Genomic DNA, 22,094 nt, shown 5'->3' with positions numbered 1-22,094 from the left:
TGGAGTCGTTCTTGAGTGATCCAATAGACAGAATATTAGCGATTATCTCGGAATCTTGGCTGTTAATTGGTATTAGTGGTGAGATTGACGCGAATTTATCGCTGTTTACACGCTTTCTGCCAATTTTAAGGAAATAACATGCCGAATCTTGTAATGGAATATTCAAACTCAGTCGACGAACGAGTGAATGTGCAGGGGCTACTGGAAGATCTCCATGAAGTCGTGCTTAACTGTGGTTTGTTTGATGTGATTTCCGTAAAGTCACGCTCGCTGCGTTGCCACAATTGGCTAGTCGGCGATGAAGGTGATAGCGTAGACTTTATTCATATCAGTTTCGAAATGCTAGACGGGCGTACACCTGAACAAAAAAGGGAGCTGTCGCGTCAATTGATGGATGTACTTCAGCAGCAAGCCGGGCATGTTCGAAGCTTAACGGTCAACATTCGAGATATGGATAAAGAGTGTTTTCAAAAAGTGATTAATTAACCACGCTGTTTCGTGGTGTTTGTGGATTAAATAAGATGTCGATGAAAGAACTGCTATTTTCGTTTCAAGGGCGAATTGGTCGTAAAACTTACTGGATTTGGAATGCTGTGTATTACATGGCGATCATGGGATTTGCTGGGGGAATTAACATTCTTTTCCCTGCTATTGCCCACTTGGCTCTTCCTTTATTCCTACTGTGTGTATTGGTGCCTGATTTAGCCATTACTGCTAAACGTTGGCACGACAGAGGCCGTTCAAGCTGGTTCCTCTTGCTCAACGTACCATTGGTGATTGGCCGAATGACAGTACCGGTTGGCGACCCGAGTCAGATGACTGAAACCACGACACTGCAATTAGTCAGCTCCTTAGCAGCGCTCATCTGTGGTGCATGGATTCTTGTAGAGTGTGGTTTTATGAAAGGTGAAGAGGGTGACAACCAGTACGGTCCTGAGCCAAAGTAATCACTTACTTTTCAAACTGACTGGATCAAAAAAGGTTGGCCTAAAGCCAACCTTTTTCTTTTTCCTACTTTCTGAGTAGCACTTCTTTAACTGTATGATCCAAGCCTTTACGGAGAATCAACTGCGCTCTCTCTTTAGTCGGTAGGATATTTTGCTCGAGGTTCAATCCATTAATGGATTGCCAAATGCTTTTGGCTTTTTCGATTGCTTGCGGCTCCGAAAGCTGAGTGTAATGGCTGAAATAGGAGCCTGGTTTAGTAAAGGCGCCTTGGCGAAACTTTAGGAAACGTTCGACATACCACTGCTCGATGGTTTCAGTTTCAGCATCAACATATAAAGAGAAATCTAAGAAATCAGAAATAAACACTCGATGCGGGTCGTGAGGGTAATCCATCCCACTTTGGAGTACATTTAATCCTTCGATGATGAGCACATCTGGGCGGTCAACAACTTTAACATCTTCGGTAATGTCATAAGTGATGTGTGAATAAACTGGTACCGTCAGGTTGGGTTTGCCCGCTTTTACATCAGAAACGAATTGAACCAAGCGCTTGATGTCGTATGACTCTGGAAAGCCCTTACGCTGCATGATCTCGCGTTCATTTAACACTTTCTTAGGGTAAAGAAAGCCATCTGTAGTAACCAGCTCCACTTTTGGGTGGTTATCCCAGCGAGACAGAAGTGCTTTAAGAATACGCGCGGTGGTACTTTTACCTACCGCTACACTGCCAGCGATACCAATAATGAAGGGTGGGGCGACTTGGTCGTTACCAAGAAACTCATGTAACACCGAGTTACGGCGCTGGCGAGCAGCAACGTAAAGATTCAATAAGCGACTGAGAGGTAGGTAAATTTCTACCGCCTCTTTCATTGTCAGCTTCTCATTAACCCCTTGCAGTTCTTTTACGTCGCTTTCGGATAACGTCATGGGCACGGCATTACGCAGCTCCGCCCACATCGCGCGATCGAAAGACATAAAAGGACTCATAGTTTACCTACATCAATAAATGAAGACTGTTCTGAGTTGCGAACATACATCAAGCGAGTTTGAAAGCAAATGACAAACACCTAAGATTCGATTTAAAACATGAAAACTGCATGAAAATTCACCAAATAAATACAATCTGATTAAAAAGAGATTTTTTTTCAAATTTCCTATTGCAAGCAGGAAAATCATTCAATAGAATGCGCACCACTTATGCCGACTTAGCTCAGTAGGTAGAGCAACTGACTTGTAATCAGTAGGTCACCAGTTCGATTCCGGTAGTCGGCACCATTTTCTCCTTACGCTAGGCGTAAGCGCAAAGAAAGTGGCGAAAAATTTGGAGGGGTTCCCGAGTGGCCAAAGGGAGCAGACTGTAAATCTGTTGGCACTGCCTTCGATGGTTCGAATCCGTCCCCCTCCACCATATTCTTAAGGAAATAGCTCTCAGAGTTACGTGTTGCGGGCATCGTATAATGGCTATTACCTCAGCCTTCCAAGCTGATGATGCGGGTTCGATTCCCGCTGCCCGCTCCAACTCATTTTGAGTGCTGATATAGCTCAGTCGGTAGAGCGCACCCTTGGTAAGGGTGAGGTCCCCAGTTCAAATCTGGGTATCAGCACCAGCTCTGCGCAAAAATTTCCTTTTGATTTATACTTTACTACCAAACTATTTTGGTTGCGTGGTCGTCAAAGCCACCTAAATCCGTACCTAGAGGGACAACTCATGTCTAAAGAAAAATTTGAACGTACGAAACCGCACGTAAACGTTGGTACTATCGGCCACGTTGACCACGGTAAAACAACTCTAACTGCTGCAATCTGTACTACTTTAGCTAAAGTATACGGCGGTGAAGCGAAAGACTTCGCATCTATCGATAACGCTCCAGAAGAGCGTGAGCGCGGTATCACAATCGCAACTTCTCACGTTGAGTACGACACTCCAACTCGTCACTACGCACACGTAGACTGTCCAGGACACGCTGACTATGTTAAAAACATGATCACTGGTGCTGCACAGATGGACGGTGGTATCCTAGTTGTTGCTGCGACTGACGGCCCAATGCCTCAAACTCGTGAGCACATCCTACTAGGCCGTCAGGTTGGTATCCCATACATCATCGTATTCATGAACAAGTGTGACATGGTTGATGATGAAGAGCTTCTAGAGCTAGTAGAAATGGAAGTTCGTGAACTTCTATCTGAGTACGAATTCCCAGGTGATGACCTACCAGTTATCCAAGGTTCTGCACTAGGCGCACTAAACGGCGAGAAGCAGTGGGAAGACAAGATCGTTGAGCTTGCTGAAGCACTAGACTCTTACATCCCAGAGCCAGAGCGTGCAGTAGACCAACCGTTCCTACTTCCAATCGAAGACGTATTCTCGATCCAAGGTCGTGGTACAGTTGTAACTGGTCGTATCGAGCGCGGTATCCTAACTGTAGGTGACGAAGTAGAAATCGTAGGTATCAAAGATACTACAGTAACTACTTGTACTGGTGTTGAGATGTTCCGTAAGCTTCTAGACGAAGGTCGTGCGGGTGAGAACGTTGGTGCACTTCTACGTGGTACTAAGCGTGACGAAGTAGAGCGTGGTCAAGTACTAGCGGCTCCTAAGTCAATCAACCCACACACTAAGTTTGAGTCAGAAGTATACGTACTTTCTAAAGACGAAGGCGGCCGTCACACTCCATTCTTCAAGGGCTACCGTCCACAGTTCTACTTCCGTACAACGGACGTAACTGGTGACATCACTCTTCCAGAAGGCGTAGAAATGGTAATGCCAGGCGACAACGTTCAAATGACTGTTGAACTAATCGCTCCAATCGCAATGGACGAAGGTCTACGTTTCGCTATCCGTGAAGGTGGCCGTACAGTAGGTGCTGGTGTTGTTGCTAAGATCTTCGACTAATTCTTAGGAATTGACGAAAGTCTTCTGAAAATCTATCAATTAGATTTGACGAACCAGTAGCAAAAAGGGCATCATTTGATGCCCTTTTTCTGCGCTCGATATTATGTTTGTTGGTTTTCTGATCAAACATGCATAGAACAAGGAATTTTTAGATTGAGGCCGTTGTCCTCTCTCTTGAAAGCGTACATCGCGAAATTTTCTCGATGTAATGGAATTCGCCCTGCAACAGCGGGGTTGTTGTCGTCTATATTAAGACTTGTGACAGGTTGGTTTTATGAAAGCAAATAATGCTGAAACTCCTGATAGCTCAAACGCAGCTGATATTTTTAAGTGGATTGTCACTTTTGTACTTCTAGCTGCCGCTGTTGTGGGTAATTACCTGTATGGTGAGATGTCTGTAGTAGTTCGTGCTGCAGGTGTGGTTGTATTGATTGCTGCTGCACTTGGTGTTGCTGCAACTACAACAAAAGGTAAAGCAGCGATCGAGTTTGCACGCGAATCTCGTATGGAAGTTCGCAAAGTGGTTTGGCCAACTCGCCAAGAGACTATGCAAACAACTTTGATCGTTTTAGCTGTAAGTATTGTAATGGCTCTAGTGCTATGGGGCATTGACGGAATTATGGTTCGTCTTGTTGCCTTAGCAACTGGGGTGTGAGGGTTCTGATTCATGAGTGAAGCTCCAAAAAAACGTTGGTATGTAGTTCAAGCTTTTTCTGGCTTTGAAGGTCGTGTAGCACAATCGCTACGTGAGCATATTAAAATGCACAGCATGGAAGAACTATTTGGCGAAGTACTCGTCCCTACTGAAGAAGTAGTTGAAATGCGTGCGGGCCAGCGTCGTAAAAGCGAACGTAAGTTCTTTCCTGGCTACGTGCTAGTGCAAATGATCATGAACGATGAATCATGGCACTTGGTTCGTAGTATCCCACGTGTAATGGGCTTCATTGGTGGTACTTCTGACCGTCCAGCGCCTATCACTGATAAAGAAGCGGATGCTATCTTAAACCGCCTTGAGAAAGCGAGCGAAGCTCCTCGTCCTAAGACGATGTTCGAAGCGGGTGAAGTGGTACGTGTTAACGATGGTCCATTTGCTGACTTCAACGGTACTGTTGAAGAAGTGGATTACGAGAAGAGCCGCATTAAGGTGTCTGTATCGATCTTTGGTCGTGCAACTCCTGTTGAGCTTGAATTTGGTCAAGTGGAAAAACTTGACTAAAAAAACACCTTTTAAAGGGTTGTCTAAGGCGCGAATTATGCTTATAATTTCGCGCCTTTTTACAGGTAAGACTGTAAAAAGTTTTTATGAAAACTGGGGAGCTGGCTGATAAAGCTGGCGTCTGAACCCAAAATTTAGGAAATATCATGGCTAAGAAAGTTGAAGCTTATATCAAACTGCAAGTTGCAGCTGGTATGGCAAACCCAAGTCCACCGGTTGGTCCTGCACTAGGTCAACACGGTGTGAACATCATGGAATTCTGTAAAGCGTTCAACGCAAAAACAGAATCTATTGAGAAAGGTCTACCTACTCCTGTAGTAATCACAGTATACAACGATCGTTCTTTCACGTTCGTAACTAAGACTCCACCTGCTGCTGTTCTTCTTAAGAAAGCTGCTGGCGTTAAGTCTGGTTCAGGTCGTCCAAACACTGAAAAAGTGGGTACTGTGACTGACGCTCAAATCCAAGAAATCGCAGAAACTAAAGCTGCTGATATGACTGGTGCTGACATCGAAGCAATGAAGCGTTCAATCGCTGGTACTGCTCGTTCAATGGGCCTAGTGGTAGAGGGTTAAGATCATGGCAAAACTAACTAAGCGCATGCGCGTAATCCGCGAAAAAGTTGACGTAACTAAAGAATACGAAATCAACGAAGCTGTAGCTCTTCTTCAAGAACTAGCAACTGCTAAATTCGTTGAGTCTGTAGACGTTGCTGTTAACCTAGGCATCGATGCTCGTAAATCTGACCAGAACGTACGTGGTGCAACTGTACTACCTCACGGTACTGGCCGCGAAATCCGCGTTGCAGTGTTCACTCAAGGTGCAAACGCTGAAGCAGCTAAAGAAGCTGGCGCAGACATCGTAGGTATGGAAGATCTTGCTGAGCAAGTGAAGAAAGGCGAAATGAACTTTGACGTAGTTGTTGCTTCTCCAGATGCAATGCGCGTTGTAGGTCAACTAGGTACTATCCTAGGTCCTCGCGGTCTAATGCCAAACCCTAAAGTTGGTACTGTAACTCCTAACGTTGCTGAAGCAGTTAAGAACGCTAAAGCTGGTCAGGTTCGTTACCGTAACGACAAGAACGGCATCATCCACACTACTATCGGTAAAGCTAACTTCTCTGCAGAGCAGATCAAAGAGAACCTAGAGTCTCTTCTAATCGCTCTTAAGAAAGCTAAGCCATCTTCAGCGAAAGGTACTTTCCTGAAGAAAGTAAGCATCTCTACTACTATGGGTGCTGGTGTTGCTGTTGATCAAGCTAGCCTGAATACTCAAGCAAGCTAATTCAATTTGCTTAGGCGCAGAATTAGTGTATAATTCTGCGCCTAATTATTGTGGTTGGGTGATCTTTGAAGTGATTTGAAATCATCTATCCCAAGACCGTAGGTGCTGTAACTGATTCAGATATAGCTTAATTTCCCTACGTAGGCGATGTGGCAGTTTAGAGTAAACTTGTTTACTTCTCTAACACATCGTAAACGCTCATTACATGCTGTGATGAGTGCTGTAATCACAACCAGAGGTTAATCCAAGATGGCATTGAATCTTCAAGACAAAAAAGCAATTGTTGCTGAAGTCAACGAAGCAGCCAGTGGTGCACTTTCTGCAGTTGTAGCTGATTCTCGTGGCGTTGAAGTTGGCGCAATGACTTCTCTACGTAAGCAAGCTCGTGAAGCTGGCGTTTACGTGAAAGTTGTTCGTAACACACTTGCACGCCGTGCGGTTCAAGGTACTGACTACGAGTGTCTAGCTGACACTTTCACTGGTCCTACTCTAATCGCATTCTCTAACGAGCACCCTGGTGCTGCAGCGCGTCTTTTCAAAGACTTCGCTAAAGAGAACAAAGATTTCGAGATCAAAGCTGCTGCATTTGAAGGCGCGGTTACTGATGCTGAAGTACTAGCGACACTACCAACTTACGACGAAGCAATTGCACGCCTAATGATGTGCATGAAAGAAGCTTCTGCAGGCAAGCTGGTACGTACTATCGCTGCACTACGCGATCAAAAAGAAGAAGCTGCGGCGTAAGCCTTGCTTTTTACTGGTTGCTTAATAAACTTATTGTTGATTTAAAAGAGAATTGTTATGTCTATTACTAACGAGCAAATCCTAGACGCAGTTGCAGAAATGTCTGTAATGCAAGTTGTTGAACTAATCGAAGCGATGGAAGAGAAATTCGGCGTTTCTGCTGCTGCTGCTGTTGTAGCTGGCGGCGCTGCTGGCGGCGAAGCTGCTGCTGAGCAAACTGAGTTCGACGTAATCCTAACTGCTGCTGGCGGTAACAAAGTTGCTGTAATCAAAGCAGTACGTGGCGCAACTGGCCTAGGTCTTAAAGAAGCTAAAGGTCTTGTAGACGGCGCTCCAGCACCTCTAAAAGAAGGTGTTGACAAAGCTGAAGCTGAAGCTCTTAAAGCTCAACTAGAAGAAGCTGGTGCTTCTGTTGAAGTTAAGTAATTATTACTTAATTTCTTAGCCGAATGGCTAATGGCTGGTGGTTTATTGACCACCGGCCTTTTTGCGCTGTAGGGGTCGGGTGATTTTCCGCTGTTTGAGCACCCAGATACCTAGCAAAAAACATTTTGTTAGCTCCTAATGAAATGTCACTACGATCAAACAGTTGTTAGTCACTGTCCCGTTTGAAAACGTTTTGGACAGTTTGGGTCACTTATCAGCGAGCTGAGGAACCCCATGGTTTACTCTTATACCGAGAAAAAGCGCATCCGTAAGGACTTTGGTACTCGTCCACAAGTTTTGGACATTCCATACCTGCTATCGATCCAGCTTGATTCTTTCGATAAATTCATCGAACAGGATCCTGAGGGTCAATACGGTCTTGAAGCTGCTTTCCGTTCTGTATTCCCAATCCAGAGCTACAACGGCAACTCTGAGCTGCAATACGTTAGCTACCGTCTTGGTGAGCCAGTATTTGATGTTAAAGAATGTCAAATTCGTGGTGTAACGTACTCAAAGCCACTACGTGTAAAACTGCGCCTAGTTATCTTTGATAAAGATGCACCAGCAGGCACTGTAAAAGACATTAAAGAACAAGAAGTCTACATGGGCGAAATTCCGCTTATGACAGACAATGGTACCTTTGTAATCAACGGTACTGAGCGTGTTATCGTATCTCAGCTGCACCGAAGCCCAGGCGTGTTCTTCGACAGCGATAAAGGTAAGACTCACTCTTCAGGTAAAGTATTATATAACGCACGTGTTATTCCTTACCGTGGTTCATGGCTTGATTTCGAGTTTGACCCTAAGGATAACTTGTACGTTCGTATCGACCGTCGTCGTAAGCTACCTGCTTCAATCATCCTTCGTGCACTAGGTAAGTCGACAGAAGAGATCTTGGATCTATTCTTCGAGAAAGTGAACTTCGAAGTGAAAGACCAAACTCTTCTAATGGAGTTGGTACCAGATCGTCTACGTGGTGAAACTGCGTCATTCGACATCGAAGCAAATGGTAAAACTTACGTAGAGACTGGTCGTCGTGTGACTGCACGTCACATTCGCCAACTTGAAAAAGATGGCGTAGAGCACATCGAAGTACCAGTTGAGTACATCGTAGGTAAAGTTGCGTCGAAAGATTACATCAACGAAGCAACTGGCGAGATCATCGTTGGTGCAAACCAAGAGATCAGCCTAGAAGCTCTAGCAAACCTATCTCAAGCGGGTCACAAAGCACTAGAAACGTTATTTACTAACGATCTAGACCACGGTCCATTCATGTCTGAAACTCTTCGTATCGACAGCACTGTTGATCGTATTTCAGCATTGGTAGAAATCTACCGCATGATGCGCCCTGGTGAGCCGCCAACAAAAGAAGCTGCAGAGTCTCTGTTCGAGAGCTTGTTCTTCTCTGAAGAGCGTTACGATCTATCGACTGTTGGTCGTATGAAGTTTAACAGCTCTATCGAACGTGAAGACGCTGGCGAGCAAGGCACTCTAGACGAAACTGACATCATCGAAGTGATGAAGAAGTTGATCGCGATCCGTAACGGTAAAGGCGAAGTGGACGATATCGACCACCTAGGCAACCGTCGTATCCGTTCAGTCGGTGAAATGGCAGAGAACCAATTCCGTGTTGGTCTAGTTCGTGTAGAACGTGCTGTTAAAGAGCGTCTAAGCCTTGGTGATCTTGATGCAATCATGCCTCAAGACCTAATCAACGCTAAGCCAATTTCTGCGGCAGTTAAAGAATTCTTCGGTTCTTCACAGCTTTCTCAGTTTATGGACCAAAACAACCCTCTATCAGAAGTAACGCACAAGCGTCGTATTTCTGCATTGGGTCCTGGTGGTCTTACTCGTGAGCGTGCAGGCTTCGAAGTACGTGACGTACACGTAACTCACTACGGTCGTCTATGTCCTATCGAAACACCTGAAGGTCCGAACATCGGTCTAATCAACTCACTATCTGCGTTCGCACGTTGTAATGAGTACGGTTTCCTAGAAACTCCGTACCGCCGTGTGGTAGATGGTGTAGTAACAGACGAAGTAGATTACCTATCTGCAATTCAGGAAGGTCAATTCGTAATCGCGCAGGCAAACACTGTTCTTACTGAAGAAGGTACGTTTGCTGAAGAACTCATCACTGCTCGTCAGAAAGGTGAATCTGGTCTTCACCCTCGCGAACATGTTAACTACATGGACGTTGCGACTAACCAAGTAGTATCTATCGCTGCATCGCTAATCCCGTTCCTAGAACACGATGATGCGAACCGTGCATTGATGGGTGCGAACATGCAACGTCAGGCTGTTCCAACACTTAAAGCTGATAAGCCTCTAGTTGGTACAGGTATCGAACGTAACATCGCAGTAGACTCTGGTGTAACAGCCGTAGCTAAACGCGGTGGTATGATTCAGTCTGTAGACGCATCTCGTATCGTAGTTAAAGTAAATGAAGATGAGCTGATCCCTGGTGAAGCTGGTATCGACATCTACAACCTAACTAAATACACGCGTTCTAACCAGAACACATGTATCAACCAGCGCCCAACTGTAATGCCAGGTGAACCTGTTGCACGCGGTGACGTTCTTGCTGATGGCCCTTCAACAGACCTTGGTGAACTAGCGCTCGGTCAAAACATGCGTATCGCGTTCATGCCTTGGAATGGTTACAACTTCGAAGACTCGATCTTAGTATCTGAGCGCGTAGTTCAAGAAGACCGTTTCACAACTATCCACATTCAAGAACTATCTTGTGTGGCACGTGATACTAAACTGGGCTCTGAAGAGATCACAGCGGATATTCCAAACGTAGGTGAATCTGCTCTGTCTAAACTAGACGAGTCAGGTATCGTTTACATCGGTGCTGAAGTTAAGGGTGGTGACATCCTAGTTGGTAAAGTGACGCCTAAAGGTGAAACTCAGCTAACACCTGAAGAGAAGCTACTACGTGCTATCTTCGGTGAGAAAGCATCAGACGTTAAAGATACTTCACTACGTGTACCAAACTCTGTTTCAGGTACCATCATCGACGTTCAAGTCTTTACTCGCGATGGCGTAGAAAAAGACAAGCGTGCGCTTGAAATTGAGCAAATGCAGCTTAAAGAAGCGAAGAAAGACCTTACTGAAGAGTTCCAAATTCTTGAAGGTGGTCTACTTGCTCGTGTTCGTGCTGTATTACTACAAGGTGGTTACTCTGAAGCTAAGCTTGATGCTATCGATCGTAAGAAGTGGCTAGAGCAAACGCTAGAAGACGATGCGCTACAATCACAGCTTGAGCAACTTGCTGAGCAGTGGGATGAGCTAAAAGCAGATTTCGATAAGAAGTTTGAAACTAAGCGTCGTAAGATCACTCAAGGTGATGATCTAGCGCCTGGCGTACTGAAGATCGTTAAGGTTTACCTAGCGGTTAAACGTCGCATCCAGCCTGGTGATAAGATGGCGGGTCGTCACGGTAACAAGGGTGTTATCTCTAAGATTAACCCTGTTGAAGACATGCCATACGATGAGAAAGGTCAACCTGTCGACATCGTACTGAACCCACTGGGTGTACCTTCGCGTATGAACATCGGTCAGATCCTAGAAGTACACTTAGGTCTGGCAGCGAAAGGTATCGGTGACAAGATCAACCAGATGGTGAAAGAGCAGCAAGAGCTAGCGAAATTCCGCGAATTCCTGCAAAAAGTTTACGACCTAGGCGAAACTCGCCAGTCTGTAGATATTGCATCTCTATCTGACGATGAAGTTCGTACATTGATCAAGAACCTGCGTGGCGGTCTACCGATCGCGACTCCGGTATTTGACGGTGCATCAGAGAAGTCGATTAAAGAGCTTCTAAAACTTGGTGATCTACCAGAATCTGGCCAGCTAACTCTGTTTGATGGTCGTACTGGTGATGCGTTTGAGCGTCCTGTAACTGTTGGTTACATGTACATGCTGAAACTGAACCACCTTGTTGATGACAAGATGCACGCTCGTTCAACAGGTTCTTACAGCCTAGTAACTCAGCAACCACTTGGTGGTAAAGCTCAGTTCGGTGGTCAGCGTTTCGGTGAGATGGAAGTATGGGCACTTGAAGCTTACGGTGCTGCTTACACCCTACAAGAAATGCTAACAGTTAAGTCGGATGACGTTAACGGCCGTACTAAGATGTATAAGAACATCGTAGATGGCAACCACAGCATGGAACCTGGCATGCCAGAATCGTTCAACGTACTGTTGAAAGAGATTCGCTCGCTAGGTATCAACATCGAGCTAGAAGACGAAGAGTAATCTCTTTCCTCTTGACCGAGGTTGAGAGGATAAAAAGCGATTATTTGGTAGAAGGTGCTCACTTTTGCGGGTGAGCCCCTTTTAACTCCTTACAGGAGCTGATTGTGAAAGACTTATTAAACTTTCTAAAAGCGCAGCATAAGACCGAAGAATTTGATGCAATCAAAATCGGTCTATCTTCACCAGACATGATCCGTTCATGGTCTTTTGGTGAAGTTAAAAAACCTGAAACGATCAACTATCGTACGTTCAAGCCTGAGCGTGATGGTCTGTTCTGTGCGCGTATCTTTGGTCCAGTAAAAGACTACGAATGTCTTTGTGGCAAATATAAGCGTCTGAAACACCGTGGCGTTATCTGTGAGAAGTGTGGCGTTGAAGTTACACAAACTAAAGTTCGTCGTGACCGTATGGGCCACATCGAGCTTGCATCACCAGTTGCTCACATCTGGTTCCTAAAATCACTACCGTCTCGTATCGGTCTACTAATGGATATCCCTCTACGTGATATCGAGCGTGTTCTTTACTTCGAAATGTACGTTGTAACTGAACCAGGTATGACGGATCTAGAAAAAGGTCAGATGCTTACTGAAGAAGAGTATCTGGATCGTCTAGAAGAGTGGGGTGACGAATTCACGGCTAAGATGGGTGCGGAAGCGATCAAAGACCTACTTGCGTCTATGGATCTGCCTGCTGAAATCGAAGAAATGCGTGAAGAGCTTCAGTCTACTAACTCAGAGACTAAGCGTAAGAAAATCACTAAGCGTCTGAAGCTAGTTGAAGCGTTCGTTCAATCTGGTAACAACCCAGAGTGGATGATCCTAACTGTGCTTCCGGTACTTCCGCCAGATCTACGTCCTCTAGTACCACTAGATGGCGGTCGCTTCGCGACATCTGATCTGAACGACCTATACCGTCGCGTAATCAACCGTAACAACCGTTTGAAGCGTCTTCTAGAGCTAGCTGCTCCGGACATCATCGTACGTAACGAAAAGCGTATGCTGCAAGAGTCTGTTGATGCACTTCTAGATAACGGTCGTCGCGGTCGTGCGATTACTGGTTCGAACAAGCGTCCTCTGAAATCTCTTGCTGATATGATCAAGGGTAAACAAGGTCGTTTCCGTCAAAACCTTCTAGGTAAGCGTGTAGACTACTCTGGCCGTTCTGTAATCACAGTAGGTCCATACCTTCGTCTGCACCAGTGTGGTCTTCCTAAGAAGATGGCACTTGAGCTTTTCAAACCATTTATTTACAGCAAGCTAGAAACTCGTGGCATGGCGACGACAATCAAAGCTGCTAAGAAAATGGTAGAGCGCGAAGAAGCGATCGTTTGGGATATTCTAGACGAAGTTATCCGCGAACACCCAGTACTGCTTAACCGTGCACCTACACTTCACCGTCTAGGTATCCAAGCGTTTGAACCAGTACTAATCGAAGGTAAAGCGATTCAGCTACACCCACTTGTGTGTGCGGCGTATAACGCGGACTTCGATGGTGACCAAATGGCGGTACACGTGCCTCTAACTCTAGAAGCACAGCTTGAAGCTCGTACTCTGATGATGTCGACAAACAACATTCTGTCGCCAGCGTCAGGTGATCCGATCATCGTACCTTCTCAGGACGTTGTATTGGGTCTTTACTACATGACTCGCGAAAAGATTAATGTGAAAGGCGAAGGTATGTACCTTGCAGGCCCTGAAGAGGCTGAGAAGGCATACCGTACTAAGACTGCTGAGCTACATGCTCGCGTTAAAGTTCGTATCACGGAAACTGTCGTTGATGAAGATGGCAACAGCACAACAGAAACTAAGATGGTGGATACCACTATCGGTCGTGCAATGCTATGGCAAATCGTGCCAGCGGGCCTACCGTTCAGCATCGTTAACCAAAAGCTAGGTAAGAAACAAATTTCTACTCTGCTTAACGAGGCGTACCGTAAGCTTGGTCTGAAAGACACAGTAATCTTCGCTGACCAAATCATGTACACAGGTTTTGCTTACGCAGCTCTATCTGGTGTTTCTGTAGGTATCGACGACATGGTTGTACCTGATGCGAAATACACAGAGATCTCGGAAGCGGAAGAAGAAGTACGCGAAATCCAAGAACAGTTCCAATCGGGTCTTGTTACTGCGGGTGAGCGTTACAACAAAGTTATCGATATCTGGGCGTCTACCAACGACCGCGTTGCGAAAGCAATGATGGATAACCTTTCTTCTGAAACAGTTGTAAACCGTGACGGTGAAGAAGAACAGCAAGAGTCGTTCAACAGCATCTACATGATGGCTGACTCGGGCGCTCGTGGTTCTGCTGCTCAGATTCGTCAGTTAGCGGGTATGCGTGGTCTGATGGCGCGTCCAGATGGTTCTATCATCGAAACGCCGATCACAGCGAACTTTAAAGAAGGTCTAAACGTACTTCAGTACTTTATCTCAACGCACGGTGCTCGTAAGGGTCTTGCGGATACAGCACTGAAAACTGCGAACTCGGGTTACCTAACTCGTCGTCTAGTAGACGTAGCGCAGGACGTTGTAGTTCACGAACACGATTGTGGTACTCACGAAGGTGTCGACATGATGCCTCACATCGAAGGTGGTGACGTTAAGGTAGCCCTAACGGAACTTGCTCTTGGTCGTGTAGTAGCGGAAGACGTTCTTAAGCCAGGTACTGAAGATGTACTGATCCCACGTAATACTCTCATTGATGAGAAGTGGTGTCAGATCATGGAAGAGAACTCAGTAGACAGCATGAAAGTGCGCTCTGTAGTTACTTGTGATTCAGACTTCGGTTGTTGTGCACAGTGTTACGGTCGTGACCTAGCACGTGGTCACCTAGTGAACCAAGGTGAAGCAGTTGGTGTTATCGCTGCTCAGTCTATCGGTGAGCCGGGTACACAGCTTACGATGCGTACGTTCCACATCGGTGGTGCGGCATCTACTGCAGCAGCAGAGAACAGCATCCAAGCGAAGAACACAGGTTCTGTGAAACTTCACAATGCTAAGTTCGTAATCAACAAAGACAAGAAGCTTGTAATCACTTCTCGTGCATCTGAACTAACCATCATTGATGAGTTCGGCCGTACGAAAGAGAAGCACAAACTTCCTTACGGTTCTGTACTAAGCAAAGCGGACAACGATTCAGTAACTGCTGGTGAAACAGTAGCTAACTGGGAAGCGCACACTATGCCAATCATCACTGAAGTGGCAGGTCGCATCCAATTCGTTGACATGATCGACGGTGTAACAGTATCTCGTCAAACAGATGACCTAACGGGTCTATCTTCAAGCGAAGTAACTGAAGCAGCCGCTCGCCCAGCAGCAGGTAAAGATATGCGTCCAGCTATCAAACTTGTTGATGAGCAAGGTAACGATGTAATGATCCCTGGTACTGATATGCCAGCTCATTACTTCCTACCTGGTAAAGCGATTGTAAACATCGAAGATGGCGCAGAAGTGGGTATTGGTGATACGTTAGCGCGTATTCCTCAGAAGTCTGGCGGTAACAAAGATATTACCGGTGGTCTACCACGCGTTGCTGACCTATTTGAAGCGCGTAAGCCGAAAGAGCCTGCGATTCTTGCTGAGCACACAGGTACTGTGTCATTCGGTAAAGAAACTAAGGGTAAACGTCGTCTGATCATCACTCGCGACGGTGGCGAAACTTACGAAGAAATGATTCCTAAGCATCGTCAGCTAAACGTGTTTGAAGGTGAGAAAGTGGAACGTGGTGATGTTATCGCTGACGGTCCAGAGACTCCACATGACATTCTACGTCTACGTGGTATCCACGCAGTAACTCAGTACATCGCTAACGAAGTACAAGAAGTTTACCGTTTACAAGGCGTTAAGATTAACGATAAGCACATCGAGACTATCGTTCGTCAAATGCTTCGTAAGTGTACGATCACTCATGCAGGTGACTCTGAGTTCCTACCTGGTGAGCAAGTTGAATACTCACAAGTTAAGATCGCTAACCGTCAGCTAGAAGCTGAAGGCAAAGAGCTAGTACGTTTCGAACGTGAACTACTAGGTATCACTAAAGCATCTCTAGCGACTGAGTCGTTCATCTCTGCGGCATCGTTCCAGGAGACAACTCGCGTACTAACAGAAGCTGCGGTTTCTGGTAAGCGTGATGATCTACGTGGCTTGAAAGAGAACGTTATTGTTGGTCGTCTGATCCCAGCTGGTACTGGTTTCGCATACCACCAAGACCGTCAAGCTAAGCGTGACGAAGCGCAAGAAGGTCCATCTGCTGAACAAGCAACAGATAACCTAGCTGCACTTCTAAATGCAGGCTTCTCTTCAGACGAGTAATCGCTGAGTCGAGAAATGATAAAAGGCACCTTAGGGTGCCTTTTTTGTTTTTATGAGCTACTAATTGACGATATAGACTCAGCGACAAAAACAAAGGGCAGGTGTTAATGCACCTGCCCTTAAAAGTGTGTTTGAGCTGAGCTTACGCTCCAGGAGGAATCGCTAAGCTGTCTGCTATGAGTTGAATGAGCTTGTCTTCCACTTCAAATCGAAGCTCAAGTACTTCACCCACTTTAGACATATCAGATTCAAAGCTAGGTAAGTCGTCTTCTGCCGATACTTTGGTATATCTATCGTGGAACTCAAGTAAAGGTTCCGTTGTTAAGACAATCTTAGCGTAAGTTTGATCGATCTCTTCATTGGTTTTAAAACCAGTGGCCTTCCACTTGTCCATAACCATGTCATAGATCTTGAAGTGACCTTCAGAAATATAGTCGACTAAATGGTCACAAAATGAACCAATGTCTTTTGGAGAGGGAAGCTCGACAACATTGGATTGTGCCTGAGCAGGTTGAAGTGAGCCAAGCTTACAATATTCAACGATAAGAGCTTGCCTAGTTTCTAGCCAATGATCGATGACCTCACTGGAGCCACCCCATTGTTCTTGCGTTTGTTTGAATTTATTTAGCATGACCATGCCCTCATGATCGGATCACAACGTTGGTGATCTTTCCTTTGCATTGCAAAGCACAATTAAAGATACAACTTCTTGTCCTTACTAGAGTTTATTCTCAGAAAATTACTGCTCAACTAACTCTGGTATGAAATTAGATTGCCAGTAAAATGAACGAACTGCAAGTGATGAGGGGCAGGGATGTTAAAATTAAGTAAAGTAACTGCAGAGACAAAAGCTTATTGGTGTGTTGTATCTGGAAGTGAGCTATGGCTCCAAGGAAGTGACTGGCCTTGTGCCAGTGCGCAGTCACTTAATCTGCCAGTGGAGAAAGCACAGCTCATTGGACAGTACAATAACCTACCGGTGATGTGGTTGAATGAGTCGGATTGCGAACAAGTATTCCAATTTACCTCACTGCGTGATTGTCTGGATTTTGAACAAGCTAAGTTTCTTTTGATGAGTAAAGCCGTTCAATACGGGCACATGAGCCAGTCGATGCGGTTCTGCCCTCAATGCGGTGGCAGGAACCACCTAAATCACAATCAACTCGCGATGCAGTGTAAAGATTGTCGAACATTGCATTATCCAAGGATATTTCCTTGCATCATTGTTGCGGTCAGGAACCAAGAGCAAATTCTGTTGGCTCAGCACCCTCGTCACAGAGGTGGGATGTACACTGTCATTGCTGGCTTTCTAGAGGTAGGAGAGACGCTAGAGCAGTGTGTTGCTCGCGAGGTAAAGGAAGAAACGGGTATTACAGTTACGAATATCCAGTATTTTGGTAGCCAGCCTTGGGCGTTTCCTTCCAGTATGATGATGGGCTTTGTCGCCGAATATAGCTCTGGAGAGGTGAAGCCAGATTATCGTGAACTAACGGATGCAAGATGGTTTAATGCCAACGAATTGCCTCCAGTTGCGCCACATGGAACCATTGCTAGAGAGTTGATTGAGTACACGATAGAGGTGATTAATAGGGCGTCATCTCTTTGAAATAGATAAAAAAAACCCTCCGAGAAGGAGGGGGTAAGTAAGATGTCGTTATGAGATGCTGAGTCACAAGTACTCAGTTTATAATTGTAGTTTTCGCTAGCGAACAAATTTTTAACACTGTTACATGTTGGGTGCAAATTAAGCATTGATTTAATCGTTAATAACATGATCCAGGTTGCAAAGCACACAGCTTTTAGAGCTAAATCAATGTTAGAATACCCCCAACATTAAGAAGCCCAAATATTGGAAAAATGGAATGACTGAATTAAAGAATGATCGTTATCTACGTGCTCTACTTAAACAGCCAGTAGATTGCACTCCAGTATGGATGATGCGCCAAGCAGGTCGCTACCTACCAGAATATAAAGCGACTCGTGCAGAAGCAGGGGATTTTATGTCTCTGTGTAAGAATGCAGAGTTGGCTTCAGAGGTGACATTACAACCACTGCGTCGATTCCCTCTCGATGCGGCTATCCTTTTCTCTGATATTCTCACTATCCCTGATGCAATGGGGTTAGAGCTACGTTTTGCAGCAGGTGAGGGGCCAGTATTTGACAAGCCAATCACTTGTAAAGCCGATGTCGAAAAAATTGGTCTTCCAGATCCTGAAGGTGAACTGCAGTACGTGATGAATGCAGTACGTCAGATTCGTAAAGATCTTAACGGTGATGTACCATTGATTGGTTTCTCGGGTAGTCCTTGGACGCTTGCAACTTATATGGTTGAAGGTGGTAGCTCAAAAGCGTTCACCAAGATCAAAAAGATGATGTACGCAGAGCCTCAAACACTACATTTGCTTCTAGATAAGTTAGCAGACAGTGTTATTGAATACCTAAATGCGCAGATCAAAGCCGGTGCTCAATCAGTGATGGTATTTGATACTTGGGGTGGTGTTCTTACTCCACGCGATTACAACCTATTCTCACTGCAATACATGCACAAGATCGTTGATGGCCTAATCCGTGAAAACGACGGTCGTCGCGTACCTGTAACGCTATTCACGAAGAACGGTGGCATGTGGCTGGAGCAAATCGCAGCAACGGGCTGTGATGCAGTTGGCCTAGACTGGACTATCAACATTCAAGATGCTGTTAAGCGTGTGGGTGACAAGGTTGCTCTGCAAGGTAATATGGATCCATCCATGTTGTACGCTTCTCCAGAGCGAATCCGTGAAGAAGTCGCGACTATCCTTGAAGGCTTTGGTGATGCAGGCACTGGTCACGTGTTTAACCTTGGCCACGGTATCCACTTGGATGTCCCACCAGAGAATGCGGGCGTTTTTGTGGATGCGGTACATGAGTTATCGAAGCCATACCACAAGTAATAAACTTCTCATGAAAGCGCCTGATATGACCAGGCGCTTTTTTGTTATCGGTTACACTTGTCGGTATACTGGCTGAACGAACGAAAAGGGATAGTTAGACTACATGAAGACTCGTGACAAAATCGTGCATGCGGCATTGGAGCTGTTCAATGAACATGGTGAACGTAACATTACTACTAACCATATAGCGGCTCATATCGATATTAGCCCAGGTAACTTGTATTACCACTTTCGCAACAAACAAGAAATTGTCCGAGAGATCTTCGCTCTATATTCTGCAGAGCTGCTTGAACGATTCACACCTATTCAAGGCCAACAAGAAAGCTTAGTTCTTCTAAAACACTACCTCGATTCGATATTTACTCTGATGTGGAAATATCGTTTTTTCTACGCCAACCTACCTGAGATTCTGCAACGCGATACCGATCTTCACGCTGACTATATTAAGGTACAAGACAAACTTCAGACTAACTTGATTAACATCATGCGTGCCTTTGTCGAGCTCAAGCTGTTAAAAGTTGAAGAGCACGAACTGAAGTCTTTGGTCACAACCTTGCACTTGATTGCCTCAAGCTGGCTAGGTTATCAATCGGCGATGTCGCCACGAACCCAGATTACCGAGCAAATAGTTCATCAAGGAATGTTGCAGATGATTGCAGTGGTGAAGCCAAAAGCGACCGAGCAAGGTAGAGAGCAGTTACAATTGCTTGAAGATGGCGTAAAAGCGATGCACGCGTAAAACAGCAACGCTAGAGTGAAGCTTAGAATCGAGACTGGTACTCAGATATTTATTTTAGGTCTTTGTATTATCTTTTAATTCCAATACATTAGGCTCAATTTTCAACAATTAAGGTTTTGTATGCACTACGATGTATTCAATGGTGATGCGGATGGCATCATTGCGCTTTTGCAACTGCGCTTAGCTGAGCCTAAGGCATCTCAATTAGTGACAGGGGTGAAGCGTGATATTAAGCTGGTGGAAAAGCTAGCTATCGAAAAGGACGACACTTTGACCATTTTGGATATCTCAATGGCAAAGAACATGGATGGTCTAAAAGCTGCTTTGGAGTCGGGAGCGAGCGTATTTTATGCTGATCATCACCAAGCTGGTGACATTCCACAACATGACGCACTAGATGCGCATATCGACCTAGATGCTAACGTATGTACTGCTTTGATTATTGATCAGCTGTTAGATGGTCAGTTCCATCTATGGGCTATTACCGCGGCATACGGTGATAACCTTATTGCTAAGGCTGATGAATTAGCCGATAAACAAGGTCTAACAAGTGAGCAGAAAGAGCAATTGAAAGAACTTGGTACGCTGATTAACTACAATGGATATGGTGCGAAAGTAGAAGATTTACACTACCATCCTGCTGATTTGTATCAGGCTCTGTTGAAGTATGAGTCTCCATTCGATGCTATCGCGGACGAAGGATCACCTTATTACACGTTGCAACAGGCTTATCAGCAAGATATGGATAAAGCATTGGCTATCGATGCACAATATCGTAGTGATAAGCTAGGCTTGTTCGAACTACCAAACAATGCTGCATCACGACGTATCAGTGGTGTATATGGAAACTTATTAGCTAATCAAGCCCCTGATTCAGCTCATGCCGTTTTGACTGAAAATGCGGATGGGACTTATACCGTTTCTTTGCGAGCGCCTTTATCTAATAAGCAGGGCGCTGGTGATATTTGCAGCCAGTTTGAAACTGGTGGCGGTCGAGCGGCGGCGGCTGGTATCAATGCGCTCGCGAAAGAGCACGTAGAAGCGTTTATTAGTGCGGTAGAAAACCATTACTCATAACGCCTATTCGAGGTAAATGGTTAAGAAATGCCTTGTAGTCGGTAGTGCTAAGTGAAGTAGCGTTACTGTACTGCGAGGCGTTTTTATTTTGTGGCTATATGTTTGGCTTTAGGATTAACGAGTCAGCCAGCGCTTAGGGTTCTGGGTTTTACTATTACGTCGGATCTCGAAGTATAATGAAGGCCTGCTTTGACCACCCGTATCCCCTGCGAGTGCGATCGTCTCTCCTGCCGTTACTTTATCCCCTTCTTTCTTTAGCAAGGTTTGGTTAAAGCCGTAAAGTGTCATGTCCCCTTTACCGTGATCGAGTAACACCACCAACCCGTAGCCACGTAGATATTCAGCAAATACAACGGTACCAGAGTAAACGGACTTCACCGCTTGCCCATAATCGGCATCAATTACGATTCCGCTCCAGTCGACCTGGCCTGTTTGTCTTGTCCCATAGCTGTGAATTACCTTGCCTTTGAGAGGCCATGGCAGCTTGCCTTGTTTGCTGCCTAATCCGTTCATCGGTACAGCATTGCGTTTGGCTGCTTTGGCTATTTCAGCCTTTAGGCGAGTTTCGTTACGTTGCAGTTCTGACAGGTATACCTGATCGTTAGAAATACTTTTCTTAATTTGGCCAAGAGTCTTTTTACGTTGATTCTGAGTTTTTGCTAGGGAGTCTCGCTTACGTGTTTGCTCGTTAAGTAGTTGGGTAATTTGCTCTTTTTCTAGTGCTAGCTGGCGTTCATTGTCAGCAAGTTGCTGATGTGTTTTTTCAAGCTCTTCAATAACAGCTGCTCGCTCTTTAGCAAGGTGCTGAAAGTATTGGCTAATTCGATCTTCTTCAACTCCGTTGTTCAAAATATTCGAGCTGGCTTTAGCACGCTGAGTAACGTAATAGGTTTTGATTAATTCTTCTAAGCGTTCGGTTTGTGTATTTTTTTGTTGTTCGAGTTGTTGAATGTTGTTGTGTAGCGTATCGATATTCGCGTTGGTGGTAGCGAGGTCGGATTTGGTTTTTTTTATCTGTGTTTCAAGCGAGCTGATCCCAACCTCTTGCTTGCGCAGTGAGTCTTGTAGAGAGTTGAGTTTTTTCTGTTGGCTACTGAGAGAACTTTGCTGGCGAGATATTTCGCTCTTTACCCCTTTGAGTTCACTCGGTGAAGATGCGTATGCGCTGGTAAACCCTATAGCGAGCGTCGTTAGAACTGCGATAGAGGAGCAACGGCTCTTCGATATTAACGACGATGTATAACGTTTCTTCATGGTAAACCAATAT

At 45.3% G+C, this 22,094-nt stretch carries 18 protein-coding genes and 4 tRNA genes; 19 read left to right on the top strand and 3 right to left on the bottom strand.

Annotation, left to right across the window (positions count from 1 at the left end; translation table 11 throughout):
- Positions 1 to 138: 138 nt before the first annotated feature.
- Positions 139 to 486: a 5-carboxymethyl-2-hydroxymuconate Delta-isomerase gene (locus tag J4N42_RS12990; protein ID WP_252028524.1), complete on the top strand. Its 348-nt coding sequence runs from the start codon at positions 139 to 141 to the stop codon at positions 484 to 486.
- Between the two features lie 35 nt (positions 487 to 521).
- Positions 522 to 947 carry a DUF805 domain-containing protein gene (locus J4N42_RS12985; protein WP_252028521.1) on the top strand — a complete coding sequence of 142 codons (426 nt, stop codon included), beginning with the start codon at positions 522 to 524 and terminating at the stop codon, positions 945 to 947.
- 64 nt (positions 948 to 1,011) lie between these two features.
- Here the strand turns inward: J4N42_RS12985 and coaA are convergent, their stop codons facing one another.
- A complete protein-coding gene (coaA, locus tag J4N42_RS12980; RefSeq protein WP_252028518.1) occupies positions 1,012 to 1,935 on the bottom strand; it encodes a type I pantothenate kinase in 924 nt (307 codons plus the stop codon).
- 212 nt (positions 1,936 to 2,147) lie between these two features.
- Here coaA and J4N42_RS12975 point away from each other — a divergent pair.
- From J4N42_RS12975 to rpoC, 13 genes are all read left to right on the top strand, one after another.
- A tRNA-Thr gene (locus tag J4N42_RS12975) sits at positions 2,148 to 2,223 on the top strand.
- Between the two features lie 48 nt (positions 2,224 to 2,271).
- Positions 2,272 to 2,356, top strand: a tRNA-Tyr gene (locus J4N42_RS12970).
- 35 nt (positions 2,357 to 2,391) lie between these two features.
- Positions 2,392 to 2,466, top strand: a tRNA-Gly gene (locus tag J4N42_RS12965).
- Positions 2,467 to 2,479: 13 nt separating this feature from the next.
- A tRNA-Thr gene (locus J4N42_RS12960) sits at positions 2,480 to 2,555 on the top strand.
- Between the two features lie 101 nt (positions 2,556 to 2,656).
- Positions 2,657 to 3,841 carry an elongation factor Tu gene (tuf, locus tag J4N42_RS12955; RefSeq protein ID WP_252028435.1) on the top strand — a complete coding sequence of 395 codons (1,185 nt, stop codon included), beginning with the start codon at positions 2,657 to 2,659 and terminating at the stop codon, positions 3,839 to 3,841.
- Positions 3,842 to 4,115: 274 nt separating this feature from the next.
- On the top strand, positions 4,116 to 4,496 hold the full coding sequence (gene secE, locus J4N42_RS12950; RefSeq protein WP_252028515.1) for a preprotein translocase subunit SecE: 381 nt from the start codon (positions 4,116 to 4,118) through the stop codon (positions 4,494 to 4,496).
- Positions 4,497 to 4,508: 12 nt separating this feature from the next.
- Positions 4,509 to 5,057 (top strand): transcription termination/antitermination protein NusG, encoded by a 549-nt coding sequence (nusG, locus tag J4N42_RS12945; RefSeq protein ID WP_047042347.1) that lies wholly within the window; start codon positions 4,509 to 4,511, stop codon positions 5,055 to 5,057.
- A gap of 146 nt (positions 5,058 to 5,203) precedes the next feature.
- Positions 5,204 to 5,632 (top strand): 50S ribosomal protein L11, encoded by a 429-nt coding sequence (gene rplK / locus J4N42_RS12940; protein ID WP_008078231.1) that lies wholly within the window; start codon positions 5,204 to 5,206, stop codon positions 5,630 to 5,632.
- A gap of 4 nt (positions 5,633 to 5,636) precedes the next feature.
- Positions 5,637 to 6,341 (top strand): 50S ribosomal protein L1, encoded by a 705-nt coding sequence (gene rplA, locus J4N42_RS12935; RefSeq protein ID WP_252028512.1) that lies wholly within the window; start codon positions 5,637 to 5,639, stop codon positions 6,339 to 6,341.
- Between the two features lie 249 nt (positions 6,342 to 6,590).
- On the top strand, positions 6,591 to 7,085 hold the full coding sequence (gene rplJ / locus J4N42_RS12930; protein ID WP_252028508.1) for a 50S ribosomal protein L10: 495 nt from the start codon (positions 6,591 to 6,593) through the stop codon (positions 7,083 to 7,085).
- 57 nt (positions 7,086 to 7,142) lie between these two features.
- Positions 7,143 to 7,511 carry a 50S ribosomal protein L7/L12 gene (rplL, locus tag J4N42_RS12925; protein ID WP_252028505.1) on the top strand — a complete coding sequence of 123 codons (369 nt, stop codon included), beginning with the start codon at positions 7,143 to 7,145 and terminating at the stop codon, positions 7,509 to 7,511.
- A 234-nt stretch (positions 7,512 to 7,745) separates the two neighbouring features.
- Complete coding sequence (gene rpoB, locus J4N42_RS12920) at positions 7,746 to 11,774, top strand: DNA-directed RNA polymerase subunit beta (protein ID WP_252028502.1); 4,029 nt, start codon at positions 7,746 to 7,748, stop codon at positions 11,772 to 11,774.
- A 104-nt stretch (positions 11,775 to 11,878) separates the two neighbouring features.
- A complete protein-coding gene (rpoC, locus tag J4N42_RS12915; RefSeq protein ID WP_252028498.1) occupies positions 11,879 to 16,081 on the top strand; it encodes a DNA-directed RNA polymerase subunit beta' in 4,203 nt (1,400 codons plus the stop codon).
- A gap of 142 nt (positions 16,082 to 16,223) precedes the next feature.
- Here the strand turns inward: rpoC and rsd are convergent, their stop codons facing one another.
- Positions 16,224 to 16,718 (bottom strand): sigma D regulator, encoded by a 495-nt coding sequence (gene rsd, locus J4N42_RS12910; protein WP_252028495.1) that lies wholly within the window; start codon positions 16,716 to 16,718, stop codon positions 16,224 to 16,226.
- A 177-nt stretch (positions 16,719 to 16,895) separates the two neighbouring features.
- Between rsd and nudC the strand changes: the two genes are divergently transcribed.
- The 4 genes from nudC (at position 16,896) to J4N42_RS12890 (ending at position 20,827) form a co-directional block, all read left to right on the top strand.
- Positions 16,896 to 17,687, top strand: a complete 792-nt coding sequence (gene nudC / locus J4N42_RS12905; RefSeq protein WP_252028492.1) for an NAD(+) diphosphatase — start codon at positions 16,896 to 16,898, stop codon at positions 17,685 to 17,687.
- A 256-nt stretch (positions 17,688 to 17,943) separates the two neighbouring features.
- Positions 17,944 to 19,011, top strand: coding sequence for a uroporphyrinogen decarboxylase (hemE, locus tag J4N42_RS12900; RefSeq protein ID WP_252028489.1), 1,068 nt, complete (start codon positions 17,944 to 17,946; stop codon positions 19,009 to 19,011).
- A 103-nt stretch (positions 19,012 to 19,114) separates the two neighbouring features.
- Entirely contained in the window at positions 19,115 to 19,750 is a 636-nt protein-coding gene (locus tag J4N42_RS12895; RefSeq protein ID WP_252028486.1) for a TetR/AcrR family transcriptional regulator, read from the top strand.
- A 120-nt stretch (positions 19,751 to 19,870) separates the two neighbouring features.
- Entirely contained in the window at positions 19,871 to 20,827 is a 957-nt protein-coding gene (locus J4N42_RS12890; protein ID WP_252028483.1) for a DHHA1 domain-containing protein, read from the top strand.
- 114 nt (positions 20,828 to 20,941) lie between these two features.
- Here J4N42_RS12890 and J4N42_RS12885 read toward each other — a convergent pair whose 3' ends face one another.
- Positions 20,942 to 22,081, bottom strand: coding sequence for a murein hydrolase activator EnvC family protein (locus tag J4N42_RS12885; RefSeq protein ID WP_252028480.1), 1,140 nt, complete (start codon positions 22,079 to 22,081; stop codon positions 20,942 to 20,944).
- Positions 22,082 to 22,094 lie beyond the last annotated feature (13 nt).

Source organism: Vibrio sp. SCSIO 43135 (genome assembly GCF_023716665.1).
Taxonomy (GTDB): domain Bacteria; phylum Pseudomonadota; class Gammaproteobacteria; order Enterobacterales; family Vibrionaceae; genus Vibrio; species Vibrio paucivorans.
The sequence above is the reverse complement of the archived record's forward strand: the minus strand, read 5'-3'. Positions and strand labels throughout refer to the sequence as shown.